19 protein-coding genes are annotated in these 24,167 nt (G+C 70.4%); 9 read left to right on the plus strand and 10 right to left on the minus strand.

Annotated features, from left to right (window positions below; translation table 11 throughout):
- Window positions 1-24 precede the first annotated feature (24 nt).
- A complete protein-coding gene (locus FF096_RS24870) occupies window positions 25-963 on the minus strand; it encodes a phosphotriesterase (RefSeq protein ID WP_155221990.1) in 939 nt (312 codons plus the stop codon).
- The gene (locus tag FF096_RS24875) at window positions 960-2,150 is read right to left on the minus strand and encodes an aspartate aminotransferase family protein (protein WP_196222641.1); all 1,191 of its coding nucleotides are present in this window, start codon (window positions 2,148-2,150) and stop codon (window positions 960-962) included. Before FF096_RS24875 ends, FF096_RS24870 begins: the two co-directional genes overlap by 4 nt.
- A 258-nt stretch (window positions 2,151-2,408) precedes the next feature.
- Here FF096_RS24875 and FF096_RS24880 point away from each other — a divergent pair, with 258 nt between their 5' ends.
- From FF096_RS24880 to FF096_RS24900, 5 genes are all read left to right on the plus strand, one after another.
- Window positions 2,409-3,542, plus strand: coding sequence for an alanine racemase (locus tag FF096_RS24880; RefSeq protein ID WP_155221992.1), 1,134 nt, complete (start codon window positions 2,409-2,411; stop codon window positions 3,540-3,542).
- Entirely contained in the window at window positions 3,539-5,128 is a 1,590-nt protein-coding gene (locus tag FF096_RS24885) for an amidohydrolase family protein (protein ID WP_196222642.1), read from the plus strand. The genes FF096_RS24880 and FF096_RS24885 overlap by 4 nt, the downstream gene beginning before the upstream one ends.
- The gene (locus FF096_RS24890) at window positions 5,125-6,525 is read left to right on the plus strand and encodes an aldehyde dehydrogenase (protein ID WP_155221994.1); all 1,401 of its coding nucleotides are present in this window, start codon (window positions 5,125-5,127) and stop codon (window positions 6,523-6,525) included. The genes FF096_RS24885 and FF096_RS24890 overlap by 4 nt, the downstream gene beginning before the upstream one ends.
- Window positions 6,518-7,939 carry an amidohydrolase family protein gene (locus tag FF096_RS24895; protein ID WP_155221995.1) on the plus strand — a complete coding sequence of 474 codons (1,422 nt, stop codon included), beginning with the start codon at window positions 6,518-6,520 and terminating at the stop codon, window positions 7,937-7,939. The genes FF096_RS24890 and FF096_RS24895 overlap by 8 nt, the downstream gene beginning before the upstream one ends.
- Window positions 7,940-8,114: 175 nt before the next feature.
- Entirely contained in the window at window positions 8,115-10,481 is a 2,367-nt protein-coding gene (locus FF096_RS24900) for a transketolase C-terminal domain-containing protein (protein ID WP_230462948.1), read from the plus strand.
- Between the two features lie 160 nt (window positions 10,482-10,641).
- On the opposite strand, the gene FF096_RS24905 is transcribed toward FF096_RS24900, so the two are convergent.
- Window positions 10,642-11,772, minus strand: a complete 1,131-nt coding sequence (locus FF096_RS24905; RefSeq protein WP_155221997.1) for a helix-turn-helix domain-containing protein — start codon at window positions 11,770-11,772, stop codon at window positions 10,642-10,644.
- 126 nt (window positions 11,773-11,898) lie between these two features.
- On the opposite strand from FF096_RS24905, the gene FF096_RS24910 reads away from it, so the two are divergent.
- The 3 genes from FF096_RS24910 to FF096_RS24920 are packed head-to-tail and all read left to right on the plus strand — an operon-like array spanning window position 11,899 to window position 15,406.
- Window positions 11,899-13,242, plus strand: coding sequence for an NAD(P)/FAD-dependent oxidoreductase (locus FF096_RS24910; protein ID WP_155221998.1), 1,344 nt, complete (start codon window positions 11,899-11,901; stop codon window positions 13,240-13,242).
- Window positions 13,243-13,262: 20 nt separating this feature from the next.
- Window positions 13,263-14,066, plus strand: coding sequence for an SDR family oxidoreductase (locus FF096_RS24915; protein ID WP_155221999.1), 804 nt, complete (start codon window positions 13,263-13,265; stop codon window positions 14,064-14,066).
- On the plus strand, window positions 14,063-15,406 hold the full coding sequence (locus tag FF096_RS24920; RefSeq protein WP_155222000.1) for an MFS transporter: 1,344 nt from the start codon (window positions 14,063-14,065) through the stop codon (window positions 15,404-15,406). Before FF096_RS24915 ends, FF096_RS24920 begins: the two co-directional genes overlap by 4 nt.
- Window positions 15,407-15,534: 128 nt before the next feature.
- On the opposite strand, the gene FF096_RS24925 is transcribed toward FF096_RS24920, so the two are convergent.
- The 6 genes from FF096_RS24925 to FF096_RS24950 all read right to left on the minus strand — a co-directional run bounded on the left by FF096_RS24925 (window position 15,535) and on the right by FF096_RS24950 (window position 21,703).
- Entirely contained in the window at window positions 15,535-16,962 is a 1,428-nt protein-coding gene (locus tag FF096_RS24925; RefSeq protein ID WP_309223886.1) for an MFS transporter, read from the minus strand.
- Between the two features lie 449 nt (window positions 16,963-17,411).
- On the minus strand, window positions 17,412-18,449 hold the full coding sequence (locus tag FF096_RS24930) for a methyltransferase domain-containing protein (protein ID WP_309223887.1): 1,038 nt from the start codon (window positions 18,447-18,449) through the stop codon (window positions 17,412-17,414).
- Between the two features lie 155 nt (window positions 18,450-18,604).
- On the minus strand, window positions 18,605-19,222 hold the full coding sequence (locus FF096_RS24935; protein WP_155222009.1) for an AAA family ATPase: 618 nt from the start codon (window positions 19,220-19,222) through the stop codon (window positions 18,605-18,607).
- A 60-nt stretch (window positions 19,223-19,282) separates the two neighbouring features.
- A complete protein-coding gene (locus tag FF096_RS24940) occupies window positions 19,283-19,900 on the minus strand; it encodes a hypothetical protein (RefSeq protein ID WP_309223888.1) in 618 nt (205 codons plus the stop codon).
- 247 nt (window positions 19,901-20,147) lie between these two features.
- The gene (locus FF096_RS24945) at window positions 20,148-21,254 is read right to left on the minus strand and encodes a 12-oxophytodienoate reductase (protein ID WP_155222003.1); all 1,107 of its coding nucleotides are present in this window, start codon (window positions 21,252-21,254) and stop codon (window positions 20,148-20,150) included.
- Window positions 21,255-21,310: 56 nt separating this feature from the next.
- Window positions 21,311-21,703, minus strand: coding sequence for a MerR family transcriptional regulator (locus tag FF096_RS24950; protein WP_375335391.1), 393 nt, complete (start codon window positions 21,701-21,703; stop codon window positions 21,311-21,313).
- Between the two features lie 140 nt (window positions 21,704-21,843).
- Here FF096_RS24950 and FF096_RS24955 point away from each other — a divergent pair, with 140 nt between their 5' ends.
- Entirely contained in the window at window positions 21,844-22,293 is a 450-nt protein-coding gene (locus FF096_RS24955; RefSeq protein ID WP_155222005.1) for a hypothetical protein, read from the plus strand.
- Between the two features lie 54 nt (window positions 22,294-22,347).
- On the opposite strand, the gene FF096_RS24960 is transcribed toward FF096_RS24955, so the two are convergent.
- Window positions 22,348-23,892, minus strand: a complete 1,545-nt coding sequence (locus FF096_RS24960) for an endo-1,4-beta-xylanase (RefSeq protein ID WP_309223889.1) — start codon at window positions 23,890-23,892, stop codon at window positions 22,348-22,350.
- Window positions 23,893-24,167: the final 275 nt, after the last annotated feature.

Genomic DNA, 24,167 nt, shown 5'->3' on the forward strand with positions numbered 1-24,167 from the left:
GGCGGCCGGCGGTGGGCGCCGGGATCAGCCCACCGCCGTCACGGTGAGCACCTCACGGGGGTTGCCCACCATCAGCTGGTGCAGCTGCGCGTCGGTGACCCCGCGTTCGCGCAGCGCGGGCAGCACGGTGCCGAGGACGTAGCGGTAGCCGTTGCCGCCGAACAGGGCGAACATGTCCCGCTTGCAGACGTCCTGGGAGAGCACGATGCGGTGGTGGCCTTCGCCGATCAGGGTGGCGATGGCGTCCAGCACCCGCTCCGTGTACGCCGGCGGGAACGCGCCCAGGTTGTCGAAGGACAGCCAGGCGCCCCGGCCCAGGGCGGTGCGGTAGAAGCCCAGGGACGGGTGGCTGTCGGCGTGGCCGATCACCACCCGGTCGGCCGCCACGCCCTCCTCCTGGAACAGGTCGAGCGCCCGCAGGCCGACGTCGCTGCCGACCGAGTGGGTGGTGATCGCCAGCCCGGTACGCAGGCTGGCCCGCGCCGCTGCCCGGTGGCAGCGTTCCTCCTGGGCCGAGATCCACGACTTGTCCGCGCCGATCTCGCCGATGATGCCGGGGCGTACGCCGGTGTCGTCGGCTCCGTCACGGATTTCGGTGACCAGGCGGTCGGCCAACTGGTCGACGCTGCGGCGGTCGATCTCCTCGGCGGCGGGGTAGTAGGGCTGCCGGTACCAGCCGCAGCCCATGACGATGTGCAGGCCGGTGCGCCGGGCCAGCGCGGCCAGGCGGGCCGGTTCCCGGCCGATGCCGGGCACGGTCAGCTCGACCAGTGCCTGCCCGCCCTGCTCGACGTAGCCGGCCAACTCCTCCACGAGCAGGTCGTCGTCGTCGGGCAGGCCGGCGAGGTCGTAGCGGCCGGCGATCTCCCACAGCCGGATGTAGAGGTGCTCGTGCATCAGGGTGGTGCCCAGTTCGGCGGGGTCGATGTCCCCCAGCACGGTGATGATCCGTCCCGCGCTCATCCGACCGGCACCTCCCGCAGCGCCGCCGCCGGCACCCGCAACGCGTCGTGGATGGCCGCGACCGCCTCGTCGATCTCGGCGTCGTCGATGACGGTGGGCAGCGCGAAGACCCCCCAGCCGCAGACCCCACGGTTGAGCAGGGCCAGTCGCATCGCGGCGTTCACCTCGGCCCACGCGGTCGGGGTCCGGTCGGTGGTGGCGACGCTGACCAGGGAGCCGACCTGGCGTACCGCCAGCGGCAGGTCCAGGTCGGTGAAGGCGTCGCGCAGCCCGTCGCCGAACAGCTTACCGACGCGCTCCAGCCGCTGGTACGCCTCGGCGTCGAGCAGCTCCAGGGTGGCCAGCCCGGCAGCGGCGGTCACCGGGTTGCCGTTGAAGGTGCCGGCGTGGGCCAGCCGAGGGCCGCCGGCCGGGTCGGTCACCGCCATCACGTCGGCCCGCCCGCCGTACGCGCCGACCGGCATACCGCCCCCGACCACCTTGCCGTACGCGGTCAGGTCGGGGGTGACGCCGTAGCGTTGCTGGGCGCCGCCGGGTGCCACCCGGAAGGCGATGACCTCGTCGAAGAGCAGCAGCACGTCGTGTGCGGCGGTCGCCGTCCGGATGGCTTCGAGGAAGCCGGGCGTCGGGGGGATCCAGGTGCCGATCGACGCCATCGGGGTGACGATAACGGCGGCGAGCCGGTCGGCGTACTGCTCGATCAGGGAGACCACGCCGTCGGTGTCGTTGAACGACCCGACGATCACGTTGTCGGCGAGGTTGGCCGGTACGCCGGCGGTGTAGGGCACGCCGCGTGCCGAGCCGGGCGCCGCCGCGTTGATCTCCATGCCGTCGAAGGTGCCGTGGTACGAGCCATCCATCTTCAACACGAGGTCGCGGCCGGTGAAGGCGCGGGCGGTCTTGACCATCATCATGGTCGCCTCGGTGCCGGAGTTGGTGAACCGCAGCCGCTGCAGCGACGGCACCCGGGCGCAGAGCTGCTCGGCGAGCGCGACCTGTACCGCGTTGGGAGCGAGGACGGCGGTGGCGCGTCCGGCCTGCTCCCGGATGGCCTCGGTGATCCTCGGATGCACGTGCCCGTGGATCAACGAGGTGGCGTTGTAGATCAGGTCGAGCAGGCGGTTGCCGTCGGCGTCGTACAGCCGGGTGCCGCTGGCCTTCTCGACGTATGAGGGATACGGATGCATAGCCAGCGAGTAGCGTGTGTCGCCGCCGGGCATGACTCGGCAGGCGCGCTGGAAGAGCGCCGCCGATGCCGGGGTACGCTCTTCGAATGTGGACCTTTCGGTGGTGATCCAGTGCGCGATCGGACTCCCGGCGTCCATCCGTTGACAGCCTCCCGCCTCATCCCTACTGTGCATTCGTAGTCACAGTATCTGCCGTCACAGTAGGGCCTGGACGACCATCGGACAAGAGCCCGGACCGACGAGGGGAAGCCGATCAGCGTGAGCGCCGCGTCCCACACCCCTACCCGTGTCCCACGCCGCCTGGCCGACCTCGACACCCCGGTGACGCTGGTGGAGGTGCCCCGGCTCGCTGCCAACCTCCGCCGGGGTGCCGACGTCGCCGACCGGGACAGGCTGGCGCTGCGCCCCCATGCCAAGACCCACAAGACCGTGGAGATCGCTCGCCGTCAGCTCTCCACCGGCGCCGCCGGGCTGACCGTGTCCAAACTCGACGAACTCGACGCGCTGCGCCCCGCTGGCGCCACCAGCTACCTGCTGGCGTACCCGCTGGTCAGCACCGTGAAAACCGCGCGCCTGGTGGAGCTGGTGGCGGGCACGACGGCGCGGATCCTCGCCGCGCTGGACGGCCCGGCCGGAGCTGACGCACTCAGCGCGGCCGCCACCCGCGCCGGCATCACCCTTGACGTGCTCATCGAAATCGACAGCGGGCTCGGCCGCTGCGGCGTCGCCCCGAACGTCGCCGCCGACCTGGCGCAGATGGCCGCCAGCCGGCCCGGTCTGCGAATCGCCGGTGTCTTCACCCACGCCGGCCACGCCTACGGCGCCCGCGACACCGCCGAGCTGGCCCGCGCCGCCCAGCAGGAGGTCGACGCGGTACGACATGCCGCCCGGGACATCCGCGCCGCCGGCACCACCTGCGAGGTGGTCAGCATCGGCTCGACCCCGACGTTCTTGACCCGCGCCGATCGTCGCGGGGTCACCGAGACCCGACCCGGCAACTATGCCCTCCTCGACCGCACCCAGGTCGCCCTGGGCGTGGCCACCCTCGACCAGTGCGCGCTCTCCGTGCTCTGCACCGTGGTCAGCACCGGCCCGGGCCGTGCCGTGGTCGACGCCGGCTCCAAGGTCTTCGGCCTCGACCGCGGCGCGCACGGCGTCAGCCTCATCGACGGCTACGGCGAGGACCCGGAGCGGGGCGCGACGCTGACCTGGCTCTCCGAGGAACACGGTGTCGTCAGCGACCCGTCCGGGCGCTTCGCCCCCGGCGACCGCCTGCGCTTCGTGCCCAACCACGCCTGCGTCGCCGCCAACCTCACCCGCCAGCTGTACTTCGTCGACGGCGACGCCGTGCTGGACACCGTCGCTGTCGCCGCTGCCGGGGGTGGCCGGTGACCAGCCGCCGGCCGAGCACCGGACGGGCCGTGCTGCTGCGCGGGGGTACCGTCGTCGACGGCACCGGCCGCCGGCCGGTCGTCGCCGACGTGCAGGTCACCGCCGGCCGCATCAGCGCGGTAGGGACGGTCGGGCGGGCCCGGGACGTCGTGGAGGTCGACTGCCGTGGCCTGCACGTGCTGCCCGGCGCGATCGACGCGCACTCACACGCCGACTTCACCCTGCCCACCGCGCCGCACGCCACCGGGCTGCTGCGGCAGGCGGTCACCACCGTCGTCACCGGCAACTGCGGGTTCTCGCCGTTCCCGGTGCGTCGTGCGGGCGGGCCGCCCGCCAGCGGCGGTTTCCTCAACCCGCGCCTGCGCCGTGGTTGGTCCGACCTCGCCGACTATCGCGCTGCCCTCACCGCCACCGGAGTCCAGGTCAACGTCGCGCCGATGGTCGGGCACAGTTCGGTCAGGGCCGCCACGGCACGTCCCGACGGCGACGCCCCGGCACACGGCGACCGGATCCGGCGGGCCATCGCCCACGCCCTGGCCCAGGGCGCCGCCGGGGTCAGCCTCGGCCTCGCCTACCCGGACGGCCGCGATGCCGACCGGAACGAACTGGTCGACGTGGCGACCCTGACCGCCGCGGCCGACGCCGTCCTCGCCGTGCACCTGCGCGACGAACGCGCCGGCTGCGTCACCGCGGTCGAGGAGATCCTCGACCTGGCCGCACGCACCGGCGTCGCCACCCAGATCTCCCACCTCAAGGCGATGGGGCGGGCGAACTGGGGCTCCACCCGCACGACCCTGGCCCGCATCGACCAGGCCCGCACCGCCGGGCTCGACGTCACCGTCGACATGTACCCGTACACGATGGGCGCGACGACGTTGACCGCCGCGCTGCCCGGCTGGGCCGACACCGGCGGGGCCGAGGCGATCCGCCGACTGGTCACCGACCCGGCTGGCCGGTCCCGGCTGCTGACCGAACTCTCCGCCGGCGCCGGCTACGTCGGCCTCGACGAGGTCGTGGTCTCCCACGCCTCGCCCCGCTGGCAGCCGGTGATCGGCCGGCCCCTACCGCTGGCCGCCGCCGACCTCGCCACCACCCCGGCGGCGCTGTTGCTCGACATCCTCGCCGACGACGCGGCCGAGGCCACCATGCTCGTCGACGCGATGAGCGCCGCCGATGTCGAGCGGGTCCTCGCCCACCCCGCGGCGATGATCGGCTCCGACGGTTGGGTCATCGACCCCGTTCCCGGCGCCCACCCCCGCAACTTCGCCACCTTCGTGCGGACCCTGCGCGCCGCCGGGGACCAGCCGGAGCAGCTCGCCGACGCGGTACGCCGGCAGAGCGCCGCCGTCGCCGACCGGTTCCGGCTGACCGGGCGGGGCCGCATCGCTCCCGGGAACTGGGCCGACCTGGCCGTCGTCGACCTCGCCGCGCTGCACGACGGCGGTGACGACGCCACCGTCGCCCCCACCGGAGTCTGCCAGGTCTTCGTCAACGGGGTCGCCAGCCACGGGGAACTGCTCGCCAGCGCATCACCACCGGCCGGGCGTGTGCTGCGCCGGGATGCTGACCGTAGGAGGCCAACATGACCATCACCCCACTGCTCAGCCCGGCCACCGGGGAGCGCATCGGCGCCTGGTCGGACGCCGGCGCCGCCGGCGTGGACGACGCGGTGCGCGCCGCCACGGCCGCTCTGCCCCGGCTGGCCGCGTTGTCCCGGTGGCAGCGGTGCGACCTGCTGCAGGCCACCGCCGCGGCGCTGGCCGTCCGGCGAGAGCAGGTCGTCGACAGCCTGCTGGTGGAGCACGGCAAGGTCCGCCGGGAGGCCGAGGCCGAGGTGGAGACCGCGATACACGCGCTGCGGATGACCGCCGAGTACGCGCGCCGCCTCGACGGCAGCATGCCCGCCATCTCCGACCCGGCCAAACGAGTCTTCGTCGACCGGATCCCGCTGGGCGTCATCGGTGTGATCACCCCCTGGAACTTCCCGGTCAACATTCCGCTGGAGTACCTCGCCCCGGCCCTGGCGATGGGCAACACGGTGGTGTGGAAGGGTGCCGAGAGCACCCCGGGCAGCAGCGCCCACGTCGCCGCCGCGATCGCCGAGGCCGGCTGGCCCGACGGTGCTGTCACCCTCGTCGAAGGCGGCCCGGCGACCGGCGCGGCGCTTGCCGCCCACCGGGGGCTCGCCGCCGTCGGGTTCACCGGCAGCAGCCCGGTGGGGCACCAGATCGCCGCCGTCGGCGGGATGCGCAAGCTGCTGCTGGAACTTGGCGGCAACGGGCCCACCGTGGTCTTCGACGACGCCGATCCGCAGCAGGTCGCCGAGGCCGTCGTCACCGCGGCCACCTTCTGCTCGGGGCAGAGCTGCGCCGCCACCGAGCGGGTCCTGGTGCAGGAGCGCTATCACCGGCAGGTTCTCGACGCGATCGCGGCGGTGGCGGCCGACCGCCGGGTTGGTGCCCCGCAGGACCCCGACGCCGATTTCGGCCCGCTGCACCTGGCGCAGACCGGCGTCGTCATGCGGGATCACCTCGCCGACGCCACCGCTCGGGGGGCCCGCCTGGTGGCCGGTGGCGCCCCCCTGGCCGACGCGCCGACCGACCGGTATTGGCCGTTGACCGTCCTGGACGGCGTGGACCCGGCATCGATGGTGTTCACCGAGGAGACGTTCGGCCCGGTCATCCCGCTGACCACGTTCCGCGACGAGGCCGAGCTCGCCGACCTGGTCGCCGCCAGTGAGTACGGCCTCAGCGGGGCAGTCTTCACCGCGGACCTGGATCGGGCGTTCCGGGTGGCCCAGTCACTGCCCTGCGGCAGCGTCATCATCAACGATCACTCCAACGTCTGGGAGACCCACCTGCCGGCCGGCGGGCACCCCGGCTCCAGCAGCGGCGTCGGGCGGGTCGGCATCCCGTACGCGCTGCAGGAGCTGTCCACCATCCGCAGCACGATCCTGCATCTGGGCGGGACCGGCCGTGGTTGAACCGGGGGAGGGCGGGCCGCAGCCGTCCGGCACCGCCCGGCCGCTGCCCGCGGATCTGGTGCTGCGCCACGGCCGCGTCATCACCATGGACCCGCAGCGGCGCATCCTCACCGACGGCACGGTCGTCGTGCACGGCGGCCGGATCAGCTGGGTGGGTCCGGACCGGCTCCGGCCGCCGACCACCGCCGCCGAGCGGGACCTGCGCGGCGCGGTGGTCCACCCGGGTCTGATCGATGCGCACGTGCACACCGGCACCGAGACCGTCCGTGGTCTGTCGCCCAAGGGCGCCGGCGACTGGGACACCGTCGAGGAGGTCGCGTTCCGCGGCAAGACACCACTGGACGAGGAACTGGCCGCGACGCTGAGCGCGATGGACATGGTCTCCAGCGGCACCACCCTCTTCGCCGACACCGGCGGCTCGGTGCACCTGGCGGCCACCGCCCGAGGAATCGCGAGGGTCGGGATGCGCGGCATCCCCGGTCACTTCATCGTCGACGTGCCGCAGGACGGGGCGTTGGCGGAGGTGACCGCCGACACCGAGACCTGCCTGGCCCGACTGCGTGACCAACTGGACCGCTACCCCTGGCAGCCGACGGCCCGGATACGCGCCGCGGTGACCCTGGTCGGCATGGGCCTCAACAGCGATGCCCTGCTTCGCGCCGCCGGGCAGCTCGCCGACGACCGGGGCGTACCGCTGATCATGCACCAGTCGTGGAGCCGGGCCGAGGTCGACGCCAGCCTCGCCGCCCACGGCGTGCGGCCGGTCGCCCACCTGCACGACCTCGGTCTACTCGGCCCACGCACCACGCTCGTCCACATGATTCAGACCGACGACTCCGAACGTGACCTGGTCCGCCGCAGCGGCACCAACCTGGTGCACTGCCCGTCGGCGTCGCTGCGCCGGGCCAAGGGCGCACTGCGCGAGGGGCAGTTCCCCGAGCTGGTCGCCGCCGGTGTCACCGTCGCACTCGGCTCCGACGGCCTGTCCGGCCCACGCGACCTGCCCCGTCAGGCGTACCTGGCGGCGATGGTCTTCCGTGAACTGCGCGACGAGCTGCCCACCCTCACCGCCGAACAGGTGCTGGAGATGTCCACCCTGCACGGCGCCCGTGCGCTCGGCATGTCCGACGAGGTCGGTTCGATCGAGGTGGGCAAGCGCGCCGACCTGGTGATCCATTCCACCCACCACCCCCAGTCCCTACCGGCCTTCGACGATCCGGTCGATTGGTTGATCTTCTACGCGGGCGCCCGCACGGTCGACACCGTTGTCGTCGACGGCGAGATCCTCTACGACCGCGGGCGGTTCACCCGGTTCGACGCGGACGAGATCCGCGCCGCCGTCGCCGACCAGGCACGCCGGCACGAAGGCGCCATCGGTCCGGACCGCTACGCCCACTGGCCCCTGATCCGCTGATCACCGGCGCGGCACCCCCCCCACCGACACCGCCTGATCGTCCACCACCGACCACACCCTGGGAGCCCCGATGCCGAGGACCATCCCCGCCCCGCCCCACCCAACGGCCGGTCAGGCCGCCGGGTACGAGGAACTCGACGAGATCCAGCGCCGGGTGCTGTGGCTGGCCGTACGGATGGTCGACGCCGCGAACCGGGAACGGCCCAACCACGACGGCGTGAAGGTCGGCGGCCACCAGGCGTCCAGCGCATCGCTGGTCTCGGCGATGACCGCGCTGTGGTTCGCCCATCTCGGCCCGGAGGACCGGGTCTCGGTCAAACCGCACGCCGCCCCGGTCTACCACGCGATCCAGTACCTGCTCGGCAACCTGGACCGGTCGTACCTGACCCGCCTGCGCGCCCGCGGCGGACTGCAGGCGTATCCGTCCCGGACCAAGGACCCCGACCAGGTCGATTTCTCCACCGGCTCGGTCGGCCTCGGTGCCGCCGCGCCACTGTTCGCCGCCGCCACACGCCGTTACGTCGATGCCCACTTCGGTGCCCGGCCCCGGTCCCGCTTCGTCGCCATCCTCGGCGACGCCGAACTCGACGAGGGCAACATCTGGGAGGCCGTCGCGGACCCGGCGACCCGGGGCCTCGGCGAGGTGATGTGGCTGGTCGACTTCAACCGGCAGTCGCTGGACCGGGTGGTGCCCGGCGTGCGCATCGACCAGTGGCGGGGCCAGTTCGAAGCGGCGGGCTGGCATGTGCTGGAGGTCAAGTACGGCCGTCGGCTGCAGCAGGCGTTCGCCCGACCCGGCGGCCATCACCTGCGTGCCTGGCTGGACCGGATGCCCAACGAGCAGTACCAGTCGTTGTTCGGCCTCTCCCGTCAGCCGCTGCGCGAACGGCTGCTCGACGGCGCCCCGGCCGAGCTTGCTGACCATCTCGCCGAGGTGTCCGATGACGACCTCGGCCCGCTGGTGACCGACCTCGGCGGTCACGATCTCGACTCGCTGCTGTCGGCGTACCGGCAGTGCGACGCGGTCACCGACCGGCCCAGCGTGGTGTTCGCGTACACGGTCAAGGGGTGGGGACTGCCCACCGCTGGCGATCCCCGCAACCACTCAACCCTGCTCAGCGGGGAGCAGATCGACACGCTCCGCGAGCAGGTCGGCCTCACCGCGCAGACCGAATGGGATCGCCTCGACCCCGCGACCCGCGCGGGCGCGCTCGCCGCCGGCCGAGCCGAACAGTTGCGCCGCCGTACCGCCGAAACCTCGGCGCCGATCATCGTGCCGGCGCAGACCGGCGTCAGCGCCCGCCGGCCGATCTCCACTCAGGAGGCGTTCGGTCGCATCCTGACCAACCTCGCCCGCGTCGAGACCGTCGCCCCGTACCTGGTCACGACCGCGCCGGACGTGGCGACCTCCACCAACCTCGCCGGATTCATCAACCGCAGCGGCGTGTTCGCCCCGACGCCCCAGCGCACCTGGATCGAGGACGGCATCCTGCGGTGGAGCGAGGGACCCACTGGCCAGCACATCGAGCTCGGCATCTCTGAGATGAACCTCTTCCTCCTGCTGGGTCAACTCGGCCTCGCCGAGCCGCTGTCCGGACAGCGGCTGCTCCCGGTGGGCACGGTGTACGACCCGTTCGTGCTGCGCGGCCTGGACGCATTCATCTACGGCGCCTACTCAGGATCACGGTTCGTGGTGGCCGGCACCCCGTCCGGGGTGTCGCTGGCGGCCGAGGGCGGCGCGCACCAGTCCACGATGACCGCCTCGGTCGGGATGGAGCTACCGAATGTCACCTTCCTCGAGCCCGCCTACGCCGGTGCGCTCGACTGGCTGCTCTGCGACGCGTTGACGCGGATCGGCGCGGCGGCCGGTGGCGGCCAGGCGGACGCGTCGGGGTCGGACGCGTCGGCCGAGGCGGAGGGAAGCTACTACTTTCGGCTCACCACCCGCCCGATCGATCAGCAGCCGTACGAGGCCGCCCGCCGGCGCATCGGTGACGCGGCGCTGCGCCGGCAGGTGCTCGATGGCGCGTACCGGCTGTTCGACGCCTATGACAGGTATCCGCACCTGCGCCGCGACGGACTGGCGCCAGCGCCCGTGGTGCACCTGGTCAGCTGCGGGGCGGTGCTGCCCGAGGTGCTTGCGGCCGCCACCGAACTCGCCGAGGAGGGGGTCGCCGCGCACGTCGTCGACGTGACGAGCCTGGACCGGTTGTACCAGGCTTGGCAGCGGTCATTGCGCCGCTCGGTGCGTACCGCCGCACTGCCCGACCTGCCCGGGGTTTTCCACTGCGCGTTCGGCGAGCGGGCGCCGGTCGTCACCGTGCATGACGCGGCGTCACATGCGATGTCCTGGATCGGCTCGGCACTCGGTGTTCCGGCGGTGCCGCTGGGCGTCGATCGGTTCGGTGAGTCAGGCATGGTCACCGACCTCTACGAGCTACATGATCTGCTGCCCGGGAGTATCGTCAACGCCGCGCTGACCGGCCTTGCGCTTGCTGGCAGCCGGGTGGCTGAGCCTACGCTGCCGGGGAGCGGGCCGTAGGTATCGCCGATGTTCCCGCCTCGTCTGTAGCTGCCGAGGCTCAGGTGCCACCGAACTGAACTACCAGCTCACCGGCCTCGTCCGTGACCACCACGGCCGCCTGTGCATCCCCGTTGCACGGGATGCCAGGCCGCTTGGACGAACGCCGCACGGCGCGAGATCAGGTCGCGTCGCGCAGCCAGGTTCGGCAGAGCCACCAGGCGGTCATGGCGCCGAAGGTGCCCTCCGGGTCGATGCCGGTGACGGCGGCGAAGCGCCGGACCCGATTGCGAATCGTGTTGGGGTGCACGAAAAGGCTCGCCCCGGCGAGGTCGACATCGCGGTCGTTCTCCAGCCAGGCGAGCACGGCGTGCGCCACCGATTCGGCAGTCGGTCCGAGTGCCGCCCACGCGGGCGCGTACCGGTCGAGCAGCACCGTTGCCAGGTCTGCCCGCTCGGTCAACGCCGCCAGCCAGGCCACATCGGCAATGTGGATCAGCCCGGTGCGGCCGGTGGACTCGGCGGCGGTCAGAGCCGCGATGGCGAGCCGCTGCACCAGCGCGAGTTTCTCCGGTTCGGCCGGACCGGCGAGCCCCGCCACGGCCCCGGTCTCCTTCAGGCGGGCGGACGGAGCCCGGGACAGAACTGCGACCATCAGGTCGTCCACGGTTGCGCACAGCACCGGCGGGTGCTCGCGTACGGCTCGTTCGATGCCGGCGGCGGTCTCCCCGGGCCGGGCGACGAGCACCCACAGCCCGTCGGTGACCGGAAGGCCGGCCTCGGCGGCTGCCAGCGTGGCCGCCGAACCGCCCTGGAGCAGCCGCCGCAGCAGAGCCGTTTCCCGGCGCCCGGCAAGCGGATCCGTGCTGGCTCCGGTAGCCCGATGCGCGCTGATCAGCCGGGCCCGGACGGCCTCGGCCCAGTCGTCGTAAAGGTCCCGGGCGTCCAGCAGTTGCTCGGCGCTGACGCCTTGGTCCCGGGCGAGTTCCCGGGCTCGGGACCAGATCGCCCGCTCGGCGAAGTGGATCGCGCCCAGCACCGATTCGATCGGCACGCCCTGCCGGGCGCGGGTGACACCGAGGTCCGCGACGAACGACAGCTCAGCTTCGGTGGGGCCGCGCCGTGCGGCCAGTGCGCGGGTTGCGGCCACCAGCAGAGCGCGGGTGTGCGCGGCGATATCGGAGGTGGGCAGTGCGGAGACCTCCCGCACGGTGGTACGGACTCCGGCGACCACCGACGGCAGCAGTTCGTCATCGCCCACGACGCGTTCGATCAGGTCCACCACCGTCGTCCAGCCGTCCGGATGCGTCATCCTGTCATGCTCCTCCGCCGTTGTGGTGCGCTACAACAAGAACCCGAAACTGCGTGGTCCACGCCATGTATCCGCCCGGTGCCAGGCCCTACGGTTTGGCGGAAGCTACAACCGTCGAGGAGCACCATGGCCGTTTCTTCGAGTCGGGTGGCGGTGATCGGTGCGGGAGCAGCCGGTCTCGCCACGGTGAAGGCGCTGCTCGACGTCGGTTGTGCGGTGGTGGCCTACGAGAAGGGCGACCGGCCCGGTGGCCTGTGGGCCAGGGACAACAGCAGCGGCCTGTCTTCGGCGTACGCCTCCCTGCACTTGAACACCAGCAAGCGCCGCACCGAGTTCGCGGATTTTCCGATGCCCGCGGACTGGCCCGACTATCCGTCGGCCGGTCGCGTCGCCAGTTACCTCGCCGACTATGCGCAGTCGTTCGGGCTCGTTCCGCACATCCGGTTCGGGAGCACGGTCACCCGCGTCGAGCGTGACCGGCACTGGGCGGTGACGACCGAGTCCGGTGACACCGAGCGGTACGACGCCGTGGTGGTCGCGAACGGCCACAACTGGCATCCGCGCTATCCGGATCCGGCTTATCCGGGGACGTTCCACGGCACCCAGATGCACGCCCACGACTACCGCACTCCGGAGGTCTTCCGAGATCGGCGGGTGCTGATCGTCGGCATGGGCAACTCGGCCATGGACATCGCGGTGGACGCCTCGCACGTCGCTCGAGGGCCGGTCCTGCTCTCCGCCCGGCGCGGCGTCCACATCGTCCCCAAGTACCTGTTCGGCCGCCCGGCCGACGCGACCGGCGGCGCCCTCGCCGCCCTGCCGTGGCGGCTGCGGCAGCGCATCGCCGAGGCCTTGTTGCGGCTCGCCGTCGGGACCCCGCAGAGGTACGGCTTACCCGCCCCGGCCGGTGGGCTGTTCCAGAACCATCCGACGATCAGCGACACGATCCTGCACCGGCTCACCCACGGCGAGGTGACCCCACGGCCCGGCATCGAACGGCTGGACGGGGACCGGGTGATGTTCACCGACGGCAGCGCCGACCCGGTCGACGCGATCGTCTGGGCCACCGGGTACCGGGTGAGTATCCCGTTCCTGTCCCCGCAATGGCTGGGCCCCGACCCCGAGCAGCTACCGCTGTACCAGCGGGTCTTCCATCTCGACGACCCCAGCCTGGCATTCGTCGGTCTGATGCAGTCCACCGGTGCCGCGCTGCCGGTCGTGGAGGTCCAGGCCAAACTGGTCGCCGCGTATCTCTCCGGCGGCTACGCCCTGCCCGACATCGACGAACAGCAGCGCGCCGTGCAGCGAGCCCTGCGCGCCGCCATCGAGCGGTGGGGCACGAACGCGCGGCCGCACATGCGTATCGATTTCGACCGGTACGTCGCCGACCTGCCCCGGGAGATCGCGGCCGGCCGGAAGCGCCTCGCCCGAGGCGGACGCACCTACACCGCCGAGGAGAGTGTGGTTTGAGCGCCCGAAACCCCCGCGGCTTGCGTGTCCTCGTCACCGGAGCCTCCGGCACGTTCGGCCGGGCCATCTGTGCCCGGCTGGACGAACTGGGGGCCCAGGTCGTCGGGTTGGACCTGACCCCCCGTGCCGATGACCCGGTCCGGGTCCTGGCCTGCGACATCACCGACGACGACGCGGTGCCGACGGTGGTACGCGAAGCAATCGACCAACTCGGTGGGCTCGACCTGCTGATCAACAACGCCGGGATCGGTGGGCCTGCCCCGGCCGAACTGGCACCGGGCGCGGAAGTACGCCGCCAACTCGACATCAACCTGCTGGGCACCTGGCGGGTCACCGCCGCATGTGTGGACGCGCTGGTCGCCTCTGGTGGCCGGATAGTCATGCTCAGCTCGCGGATGGCCGTCATGCAGTTGCCGCTGGCCGCTGCGTACGGTGCCTCCAAGCGTGCCCTGGTCGCGTACGCGGACGCGCTGCGTCTGGAGCTCGGCACCCATGTCGGCGTCACCTGCGTGTACCCGTCGGCGGTACGAAGCCCGATCCACGACTCGACGGCCGCGGCCGGGCTCTCGCTGGAGGGCATGAGCCAGTACGAGCCGTTGGACGGGGTGGTCCGGACCGTGCTGCGGGCCGCGCTCAGCCGTCGTCCTCGCCGTGACCTGACCACCACCCGGCGGGGCGCGGTCGAGTTCTTCCTGGCCCGTCACCTGCCCGCGCTGACCGACCGGATCGTGGCGCGCATCCTCGCCGGCCGGGTCCGCTCCGGCGCGTTCCAGGGCGCCGAGCTGGCCGCAGGTGTGGTCGCACGGCACGAGGCGACCCGATGACGGCGCTGCGTGGGGCGGCGGGCGAGGTGCGGAGCAGGGCAGGTGACCTGATCGCGTACGCCACCGGTTCGGTCGGGATGGGCGTCTGGGTGACCGTTCCCGGCCTGCTGTTGCTCTATTTCCTCACCAATACGCTCGGTGTCTCACCGTTCCTGGCCGGTCTCACCCTGCTGCTGCCGAAGATCATCGACATCATCGTGCATCCGATGCTGGGCAGCCGATCCGATCGGGAGGCGCGCAGCAGCGGACACCGGCTCGGCATGCTGCGGGTCGGTCTGCTGCTTCCGGTGGCCATGGTGGCGATGTTCTCGGTGCCCGCCGGCTTCTCCGGCGCATCGGCGGCGCTCTGGGTGGGCGGCTGGTTCATCGCCGGCAACCTGCTCTTCGCGTGTTTCCAGGTGCCCTACCTGACGACCCCGTCCGATCTTCGAGTCGGGTACCACGAGCGCACCCGGGTCTTCATGTTCCGGATGCTCTTCCTCACCCTCGGGTTGCTTGGTGCCGGTGTGGCCGCACCGGCGCTGGTGGCGTCGGGACAGCGCGGCGACTACGGCCGGATGGCCCTGCTGCTCTCCGGCGTCATGGTGGTCTCCGGGCTGATCGCACTGACCGGGGTACGGCGTCTCACTGCCCACGCCGGTTTCCGGATGCCCGATCAGCAGGCGGCCCACTCGACCATCGGTGACATCGTGGTCGCCTGGCGGGACCCCGACTTCCGCGCGCTGGTGCTGTCCTACCTGTTCACCGGCACCACTACTCACCTGTTCCTCGCAGCGCTGCCGTTCTACACCACGTACGTCTTCGAGAACTCCGGGCTGACCGCCGTGTTCATGGGGGCGTTCCTCGGCCCAGCGGTCGTCGCCGGCCCGGTGTGGATGCAGGTGTCCCGGCGCATCGGCAAGCAGCGTGGCCTGCTGATCTGCCAGGCGGTCTTCGTGGCCGGTTCGCTGGCGCCGCTGCTCGGCTACGGCACCGGGCCGGCTGTCGCGGTGGTCGGCGTCCTGGGCGTCGCGTTCGCCGGGCTGCAGCTGTTCGCGTTCTCGATGGTCCCGGATGCGGTCGCGGCCGCCGAGCGACGTGGCACCGTCCGGGCTGGTGCCTACACCGGTGTCTGGACTGCCACCGAAGCCACCGGCACCGCAATCGGCCCGTACGTGTACTCGGCCGTGCTCGCCCTGGGCGGCTTCATCTCCACCACGGAGGGGCAGACCGTGACGCAGCCGGAGTCCGCCCACACCGCCCTGCTGGTCGGCTTCACCGTGGTCCCGGCGGTGCTGATGGCCGCGGCGCTGACATTCCAACTGCGCTGGAAGCTGGATCGGACTCGCCACACCGGTTGAAAATGAGGCTAGATCATCCGTTGCTGTCCGATACCTCGTTGCGCACGGCGCATGGATGGTTGCGCGGCGGCGAAGTTCAGGTGGGTTCCCGGGTTGGGCCGGTGTCGGCCCCCCGGGGGCGTCCGAGATCATCGGCTACCGATCCGGCGCACCCTGCTGTCGCCGCCAGGAAGCTTCGCGGGCTCCAGCGCCGTCGTCGAGCGAGGCCGCAGCAATACCGCGATCAGCAGGACCGTGACCGCAGCCAGAACCGACATGCCCCAGAGTGTGATGTGCAGCCCGCGGGTGTAGCCGGGATCGGCCAGCCGGCCACCGGTCGTGCTCGCGAGCACGGCGCCCAGGATGGCGATGGCGATGGTCTCGCTGGCGAGGCGGGCGGTGTTCAGCATGCCGGCGGCCGTACCGGCGCGGCGGGTCTCGACGCTCGCCAGCGCCACTCCGTCGATCATTCCGGTGGTCACCCCCATCCCCACGCCGATACTCAGCAGCGGACCGGCGAGCGCGAGCGTGCTGATGCCAGGCTTGATGATGGTGAGCCACGCCGCCCCCAGACCTACCAGGACGACCGCCGCGACGACCACCGCGGTCGGCGTTATCCACCGGGTGATCACACTGCCCACCATGGGTAGCACCAGGGCTGGCGAGGTGAGCAGGATCAGGGTCGCGCCGGCCTGGCCCGAGGTCATGCCGAGCACGCCGGTGAAGTACGACGGCAGGTAGATCAGTAGCGGAATCAGGATGCTGAGGATTGTCGCCGCCGCTGCGGAGAAGGCGAGAAAGCGCCGGCTGCGCAGCAGGCCGATGTCGAACATCGGAGTGTCCTGGCGTCGCTCGACGATGATGAAGCACACCAGCACGGCCGCCGAGGCGGCGAACGCACCGAGGACCAGCAGGCTCGCCCAACCCTGCCTTGGTCCCTCCATCACGGCGAGGATGAGCAGCAGCAGGAAGCCGGTGAATGTCAGGGTGCCCGGCAGGTCGACCCGCCGGCCGGTCGGATCCTTCGACTCGGGGATTCCTGGTGCCAGGGCCAGCACGACGAGCGCCACCAGGGCCGGAGCGGTAAAGGTGGCTCGCCATCCGAACGTGTCGACGAGCATCCCCGCGATGGTGGGCCCGAATGCGAGTCCGACCCCGAGCGTGGTGCCGAACAGCCCGAAGGCCCGGGTCCGTGCCGGTCCCTCGAACGACGCCGCCAGCAGTGCGGAGCCGCTTGCCGCCGCGGCGGCACCGCCGACGCCGGCGAGTGCACGAGCCACGTCGAGCAACACGATGTCGTTCGCTGCCGCACTGATCAACCCCGTCGCCGCGAAGAGTGCGACGCCGATGGCGTACATTCGTCGTCGGCCGACGATGTCGGCGATCGCACCGCAGGCGAGAATGAAGCTCGCAAAGGTGGCGTTGTAGCCGGTCACGACCCACTGTACGGAGGTCAGTTCGGCGTTGAGGTCGGCCGCGATGTCGGGCAGAGCGACGGATGCGCCGGTGAGGGTGATCGGCAGCGACACGGTCGACAGCAGGACGGCCGTGAGGATGAGCTTGGGATTACTGCGCACGGTTCTCCTGTTCGTTGAGTTCATCAGCGTTCTCGCCTTTCGCCGAGGTGCCCATCCGCTGTTGACTGCGCAGACCCGCGTCCTCGTCCGATGTCAGTTCCGCTCGAGCGTGCAACCTCAACGAAAGTTGAGGTCAAGTCCGTTCGGGATTCAGCGGTGACGGCAACGGCCCGGCCTGACGGGGACTCAGACCGGGCCGAGGGGTGTTCGGTCGGAATCCGGCCGTCCCCGACCAGGCCAGAGGGCCGACCTGGATATCAGGTCGGCCCTTTCGCCGTTCCGGGAACAAGATCAGTCAAAGTGGAGCGTGCCTGGCGCTGCTTGACCTCTGGTCAAGCCTGAAATGTCCAGCCGGATGAATGCCGGATGGTTTCGCTGTCTGGAGCGGCACGGCCCGCAAGAGAGCCGCGCCGGCCCGGCATCGGCCAGGCGCGACGGTCACGCTTGGGTCACCCGGAACTGGGGAGACCTCGGGGCGCTGTCCCGAACTGCTGGGCGGTGATTCGTAGGTCCCAGCCGGGAGGATCACCGTCGTTGTTGGGTACGAGTTCCGCGTTGTACCAGGTGGCGCAGGGCCGTCCCGCTTGTTCCCATCGTTGTAGCCAGGTCCGTAGTGCGGTCAGGGATGGTGAGTTCGCGTTGTCGGCGAGGATGGTGCCGTCGGTCAGGATCACGGCGGCGGAGGTTGCGGTGGTGTGTCCGATGCCGCGCTTGCCGCCGTCGAGGGCGGCGATGCTGCGTTGTGGGCCACCGACGATGACCGAGTAGGTCGTCCATGACAGCCAGTCCAAGGACGTGTGGGGGTAGGTCTCGGTGTGGCCGGGGTTGAGCAGCAGGGCGAGGGCTGTGCGGGCGCCGGTGCGTTGCGGGTCGTCGTGGTTGCGCCAGCCGATGGATATCCATACGGGTTGTGGCTGGTCGATGTGATGGTCCACCCATCGGCCGGGAATGGTCAGGGCGTCTTCCGCGGCGGTGGCGGTGCTTTGGGCGTAGCCGCCGAAGATGACCGTTTCGACGTGCGGTTGTCCCGCCGTGAGGGTGATGGTCGCGATCAGGGTGGTGGACGGCTGTGCGGCGATGGGTAGGCATGCCACGATCCGTCCGTCCGGGGTGAGTTGGTCGATCCATGCTCTGGGTAGCCGTGGGGGAGCGCACCAGGCCGCGATTCGCTGATACGGAGCGTGTGGTGGGTAGCCGGTCATGCCGTCGGCGACGTGGCAGGTGATTGTGGTGACGTCGCGCTGGTGGTGCAGCCGGTCAGCCCACGTGACGAGGTGGTCGCTGATGTCGACACTGGTCACGTGCCCGGACTTGCCGGCTCGGGCGGCGAGCAGCGCACCCGAGTATCCGGTGCCGGTGCCGATTTCCAGCACGTGGTGACCTTCGCGTACATCAAGGGCGGTCACTTCGCGTTGGATGGCCTCTGGCGCGGATCGGTGCAGGGTCTCACCCCGCTCCTCGTTGTGGATGTAGTAGCGATCGGGCACAGAGCTGAGCAGAGGATCGACGGCGGCCACAGGACTCTTTCCCGGACGAACGGCGGTCTATGTCGGGAGCTTGGACGACGAAGAAGCAGACGGCGAAGCAGTCGGGGTGGCAGCAAGGCCACTGATTACGGTACGGCGGGAGTCCGCACGATGTGTTAAGTGGCCGCTGCTGCGGCAGCGGTATGGGCGGCTTCGCGGGCGCAGTGCCGGCAACGCCGTGGGCACGGAGTCTGCGGTGCCACGGTGGTGAGACCACTAATGTGCAGGATGGTGGTGACCGTCTGCACGAAGGTGCTGGTTTCGCCGATGACGGTTTCGCCGGGGACGCCGAGCAGGTCGCGATGGGTGTACCAGCGGAGCATCTCGTCGGGTGTCACGGGGATGGGCTCGTCCCGGTTGAGGTGGCGGCGGACGGTTTCGTCGAAACTGACGTCCAGGTAGAACACGGTGACCGGACCGGGATGACCGTCGATGAGCTGGCGTAGAACGGTGGCGTAGCGCTCGGTGTGCAGGATGCCTTCGAGGATGACGTGGTAGCCCAGGTCGAGGGCGGTGCGGGCAGTCTCGGCGATGAACGCCGGGGCGACGGGCTGGATGTGAGCGCTGTCGTGCTCCCTGAGCAGGGTTCTACGCAGATAATCCTGCTCCAGCAGTGCCAGCCCGCGCCCGAACCTACGTCGAGCCTCGCGGGCGGCCGTGGTCTTGCCGCTGCCGGAGTTGCCCCGAATGATCACCAAAGTAGGCGCGAGCTGCCGGGTGTTCGACGTCTCCATGGCATGGTCCTTCAGGCGGATCCGGTGCGGGCCGTGCCGGTTGGGTCGCGCGGCCATCACCTAGCCTTGGAGCCGCTGCGCCCAGTACACCTGCCCGTCCGGCCCCAGGTAAACCAGGGCCAGCAGCAGATCGGACATCGCAACCGGTGCGGTCGCCATCGGCAGCTCCGGATCCGGCTCATCAACGTACGGAAAGAGCGCGACGAAGGTGAGTGGTGAAGCCTTCCCGTCTGCCACATGAAGTCTGTTGCCGTTGCTCCGATACTCGTCGTCCCCGAAGGTGGCGTCGCCCGCGCCTCGTAGCCAGGAATAGCGCTCGGCGATCCGGTTCTCGATGCCCGCACTCCCGATGCCGACGGCCTCCTGTGGCGCGGCTACGCCGAAGACCTCCGGCTTGTGGTTGGTCCGCTTGTCAATGAGGAAGAGCGCGAAGTAGCCGCCGTCGAGAGGCTTGGGCAGGGTCTGCCAGGAGACCCGGCCGAGCAGCAACTGGTCGCGCCCGGAGGCAAGCGGGGCAGATCCGAGTTCACCGAGGGCGGCCTGAGCCTGCTCGTTGCCGACGAAAGTGAGAGAGGACTTGATTGCCAGCGTTTCCGGGCCATACGGCGGATGGTTGTGCCACCACCGCCAGGCAGCGACGGAGACTACTATCAGGATGAGCGCCAGGACAGCCGCCACCAGCCGAGTCCTTCGCTGCCTCATGCTCGACAGTGAACCACGCGTGCACGTCCTCGCTGGACATGACTGGACGATCAGTATGTCGCTCCGGCCTAGCCGTGGACGAGGTGTCGTCCTCCGCCGCTGAACGGCGGTGGTCGTGGCGAGGCCCGGCACGTGCCGTTGTCCTCCTTTCCGATGCTGGCATGCCGGGCCCGACCGCATCACCGCGGTCTGGCGCCACACCCGTCCCGAGCAGCAGATCAGCTCAGTGGTACGTGTCTTCGTGGGACTTGTTGTACTCGACGATGTCATCGAGGCGTCCCTCAACGGCGTGGGTGACCCAGCCGGGGTTGCCGAGCAGAATCCGGCCGAGTGCCACCAGGTCGTACTCGCCGTCCGTCGCCCGCTCGACCAGGCCGGAGATCGACTCCGGGCGGCCGGGCCGAAGGAAGTCACGGGTCAGACCGACCGAGCCCACGGTGATCGTCGGCAGACCGGTGAGCTGCTTCGCCCAACCGGCAAGGTTCAACTCGGAGCCGGGGAAGGCCGGTTCCCAGAATCGCCGCTGAGACGCATGCAGCGCGGTCGCGCCGGCGTCGACGAACGTGGTCAGGATCTGGTTTAGCTCGGCCGGGTTCTCCGCGATTCGGGCGTCGAACTGCCGTTCCTTGAACTGGGAGAACCGTACGATCACCGGCCGGTTCGCCGGGAACTCCGCACGTACGGCGCGGACGACCGCGGCCGGGAACGCTGCGCGCCGCGCCGGTGAGCCGCCGAACGCGTCGGTGCGCCGGTTGGTGAACGGCCACAGGAACTCGTCCAGCAGGTATCCGTGCGCGGCATGGATCTCGATCGCGTCGAATCCGGCCCTGGCCGCCACCCGGGCCGCCTCGGCGTACGAGGCGAGCAACTCGTCCATGTCGGCGACGGTCATCGCGTGGTTCGTCGGGCGACCCGGCTCACGTACCCCCGACGGCGTCCACGCGGCGACCCCGTCGATCGGCTCCCGGAGGCTGCCGAGGTGCCACAGCTGTGCCGCGATCCGGCCGCCCACGGCGTGTACCTCGTCGACCACCCGCCGCCAGCCTGCCTCGGCGGCACCCGCGGTCAGTCGCGGCACCGGGTCTTCGTGGCTTGCGCTCGGATGGTCGACCAGGATTCCCTCGGTGATGATGAGCCCGACGCCGTGTTCCGCACGGCGGCGGTAGTACGAGGCGACCTCGGGCGTCGGCACCCCGCCCGGTGAGCGGCCGCGAGTCATCGGCGCCATGGCGAAGCGCGAGTTCAACGACATCCCGGCGAACGTGACCGGCTTCAGCAGCGGTGCCAGTTCAGCACTGCCGGTCGGGCAGAAGGTGAGGTTGGCTGTCATGCCCTGACGGTATGAGTTGACACCGGTGTCAGGGGCAAGCCGCCAACGGCGTCAATTCACGCTGCGACGTCCGCCGTCGATACCCGCGACTGCTCGTCTACCGCCATGTCGTCGATGATGCGCTCCAGCGCCGCCACCGTGCGGGTGAGCTGCGCCATCTCCCCGACGAGGCGGTCACGCTCCTCGCCGAGACGGTCGGTCAACCACGAGGTGCGGATGTCCGGGTTGGTCATGCAGGGCAGCAGCTCATACATCCGCTTACTGCTCAAGCCCGCGTCGAACAGCTGCTTGATCAGCCACACCCGGTGGACCGCCGCCTCCGAGAAGATCCGCTGACCGCTCGCGGTACGCGTCGAGACGAGCAGCCCCTGCTCTTCGTAGTACCGGATCGACCGGGCACTCACCCCGGTCCGGGCCGCAAGCTCGCCGATCCGTATCGCGTCCCTCACACCCAACCCTCCGTAGCCCTGACGTGAGCCTCGAATCTATGCCGCCCCGACGTCGAAGGAAAAGTGTTTGCCGACGGGACCACGAAGGCGGGGGCCCTGACCGGAGTCAGGAGGGTTCGCCGAGAGTAGGTTGCACCTCGATGGCTTTCATCTTCATCGCGCTTGTGCTGCTGGCGCTGGCCTGGCCGGTGGTGGCGGTCGGTGCCGTCGCGCTCGTGGCCATGGCCGCATTCACCCTCCGTGAGCGCCGGCTCTCGCGGAACAGCTCAGGGGCGTTGACGCGGGCCAGTTGGCTGCTGACCATGGGTACCGCATTGACGGGGATCGCCGCCTACGGGCACGGGCTGGCGGCGACCACCTTCGGGCTGATCACCGACGTGGACGACCGGTGTGCTCTGCGACAGGTGGCGGGCTACGACCATCACCGTGGCGTTCCGGCTGGCGGATCGCACAGCATGTGGCCGCTACAGGACACCACGTGCGGCCCGGACCTGGTGCCCGGTTTCGTCAACCCCCTGGTGGCCTCGTCGGCCGCGCTGTTCGTGGCGCTCGCGGTGTTCTCGACCGTCATGAGTCTCAGATCCCGTTAGCCTGTCCTGCCTGTGCTGGGCGGGGGCACACGCCCCGCCCAGCACAGGCGATGGTCAGGCGGGTGTGCACACCGGGTTCAACCCGGTGGCGGTCCCGACGCCCTGGAAGCCGAACTCGGTGTACTGGCCGGCGTTCACCGACCCGTTGTAGCTGACGTTGCTGAACTGCACGGTGCCGCTGTTGCCGCTGCGGTCGGCGTTCCAGGCGTTGGTCACGGACGAACCGGAGGGCAGCGTGAGCTGGACGCTCCACCCGCTGATCGGCGCGGTGGTGGCGGTGACCCGTACGGTGACGACGAAGCCACCCGTCCACGCGTCCAGTGCCGAGACGGTTGCCGAGCATCCGGTGGTCGGGTTCGGCGTGGTGGGCGCTGGAGTGGTCGGGTCGACCGGCGGCTCGGACGGCGGCGGGGTGGTCGGGTCGACCGGCGGCTCGGAGGGCGGCGGGGTGGTCGGGTCGACCGGCGGCTCGGACGGCGGCGGGGTGGTGGTGTTCCGGCCCTTGTTCAACTCGTCGAGCACCGCGTGGTAGGCGGCCTTCTTCTGGTAGTTGCCGTTGCCGCCGGTGAACAGCAGGCCCCGCTCGGAGGAGCGCCACGACTCGCTGTCGGAGATGCCCCAGACGGTGATGCCGGTGCACCGCTCGACGTTCAGGCAGGCCCGGACGACCTTGCGGTAGTTCTCCGCCTGACCCGCTCCGATGTCGTTGTTGCTCAGGTCGTCGTCGATGTCCAGCTCGGTGATGTGCACCTCGACGCCGAGGTCGGCGAAGCGTTGGATGTTGGCCTGCAGGTCGTCGGTGATGATGCTGTTCGGGTTGTCGTTGAAGTGCGCCTGGAACCCGACGCAGTCGATGTACTGCCGGTAGTTGCTGACGATGTCGTACAGCGCGTCGGCTTTGCGGTTGCGGACTCCGCCCTGGACCGTGAGGCCATCGACGTCGTAGTCGTTGATGCAGAGCTTGGTGGTGTAACCGCCGGCCTGCACGACCTGCTTGGCCCGGATGAAGGAATCCCGGATGACGTCGGTGTCGCCGGGGTCGAAGAAGTCACCGTCGCCGTTCGCGTCCCGGTTCATGGTGTGCGGCCACTGGTTCCGCCGCCGGCCGGTGTTGTTGTCTTCCAGCGCCTCGTTGACCACGTCCCAGTACGCGATCCTGCTGCCCCACCGGTTGATGGCGTTGCCGATGAAGGTGTTCAGCGTCGCCTGGCTGGCGCCCTGCAACGCGCCGGCCTGTGAGTGCCAGACCAGGGTGTGGCCACGGACCAGCATGTTGTTGCTCTGGGCGTGGTTGACCAAGGTGTCCGCACCGCTGGTGTTCTGCAACCCGCCGCTGGAGGTGGCGATGCGGTCCGGCTTCATGTCGTTCTCGGGTGTCAGCTGGCCGAACTCCTGACCGACGATCGGGTAGAGCCGGTTGGGGGAGGCCGCGACGCCGAAGAACAGCCCGGCGTTGGCGGCTGCGGCCCGCAGCGTGGTCTCGGCCGCGGCGGCCGGGGCGCTCGACTGGACTGCCACGGCGCTGCCAATCAGCAACAACGCCGCCGCTGGCAGAGCTGTCCGGGCTAATCTCCTGCGCCGCGTCAGGTCGCTGTTCACGGGCCCTCCTTGATGCTCGACGTCACCAATCGACGCAGATGCATGTCACTGGAGGGTCAGTCTCGATACCCGCCGACCGTGCTGTCAACAACTTCCGGAAACGTTCCGGAAACGTCGCGTGGTCGAGCGGGCCGGCCCCGGCTGTCCCCCGAAAGTGCGCCGGGCGGATGCTAACTTGATCTTTAACCTGGGGTCGGCTTGTATCGACCCTGGCTGATCATGGCCGCAGCCCTTGGTTGATCATTCTTCTTGTCGAGGGAAGAAGATCAGGGCCA

Source organism: Micromonospora sp. CP22 (assembly GCF_009712475.1).
Classification (GTDB): Bacteria; Actinomycetota; Actinomycetes; order Mycobacteriales; family Micromonosporaceae; genus Micromonospora.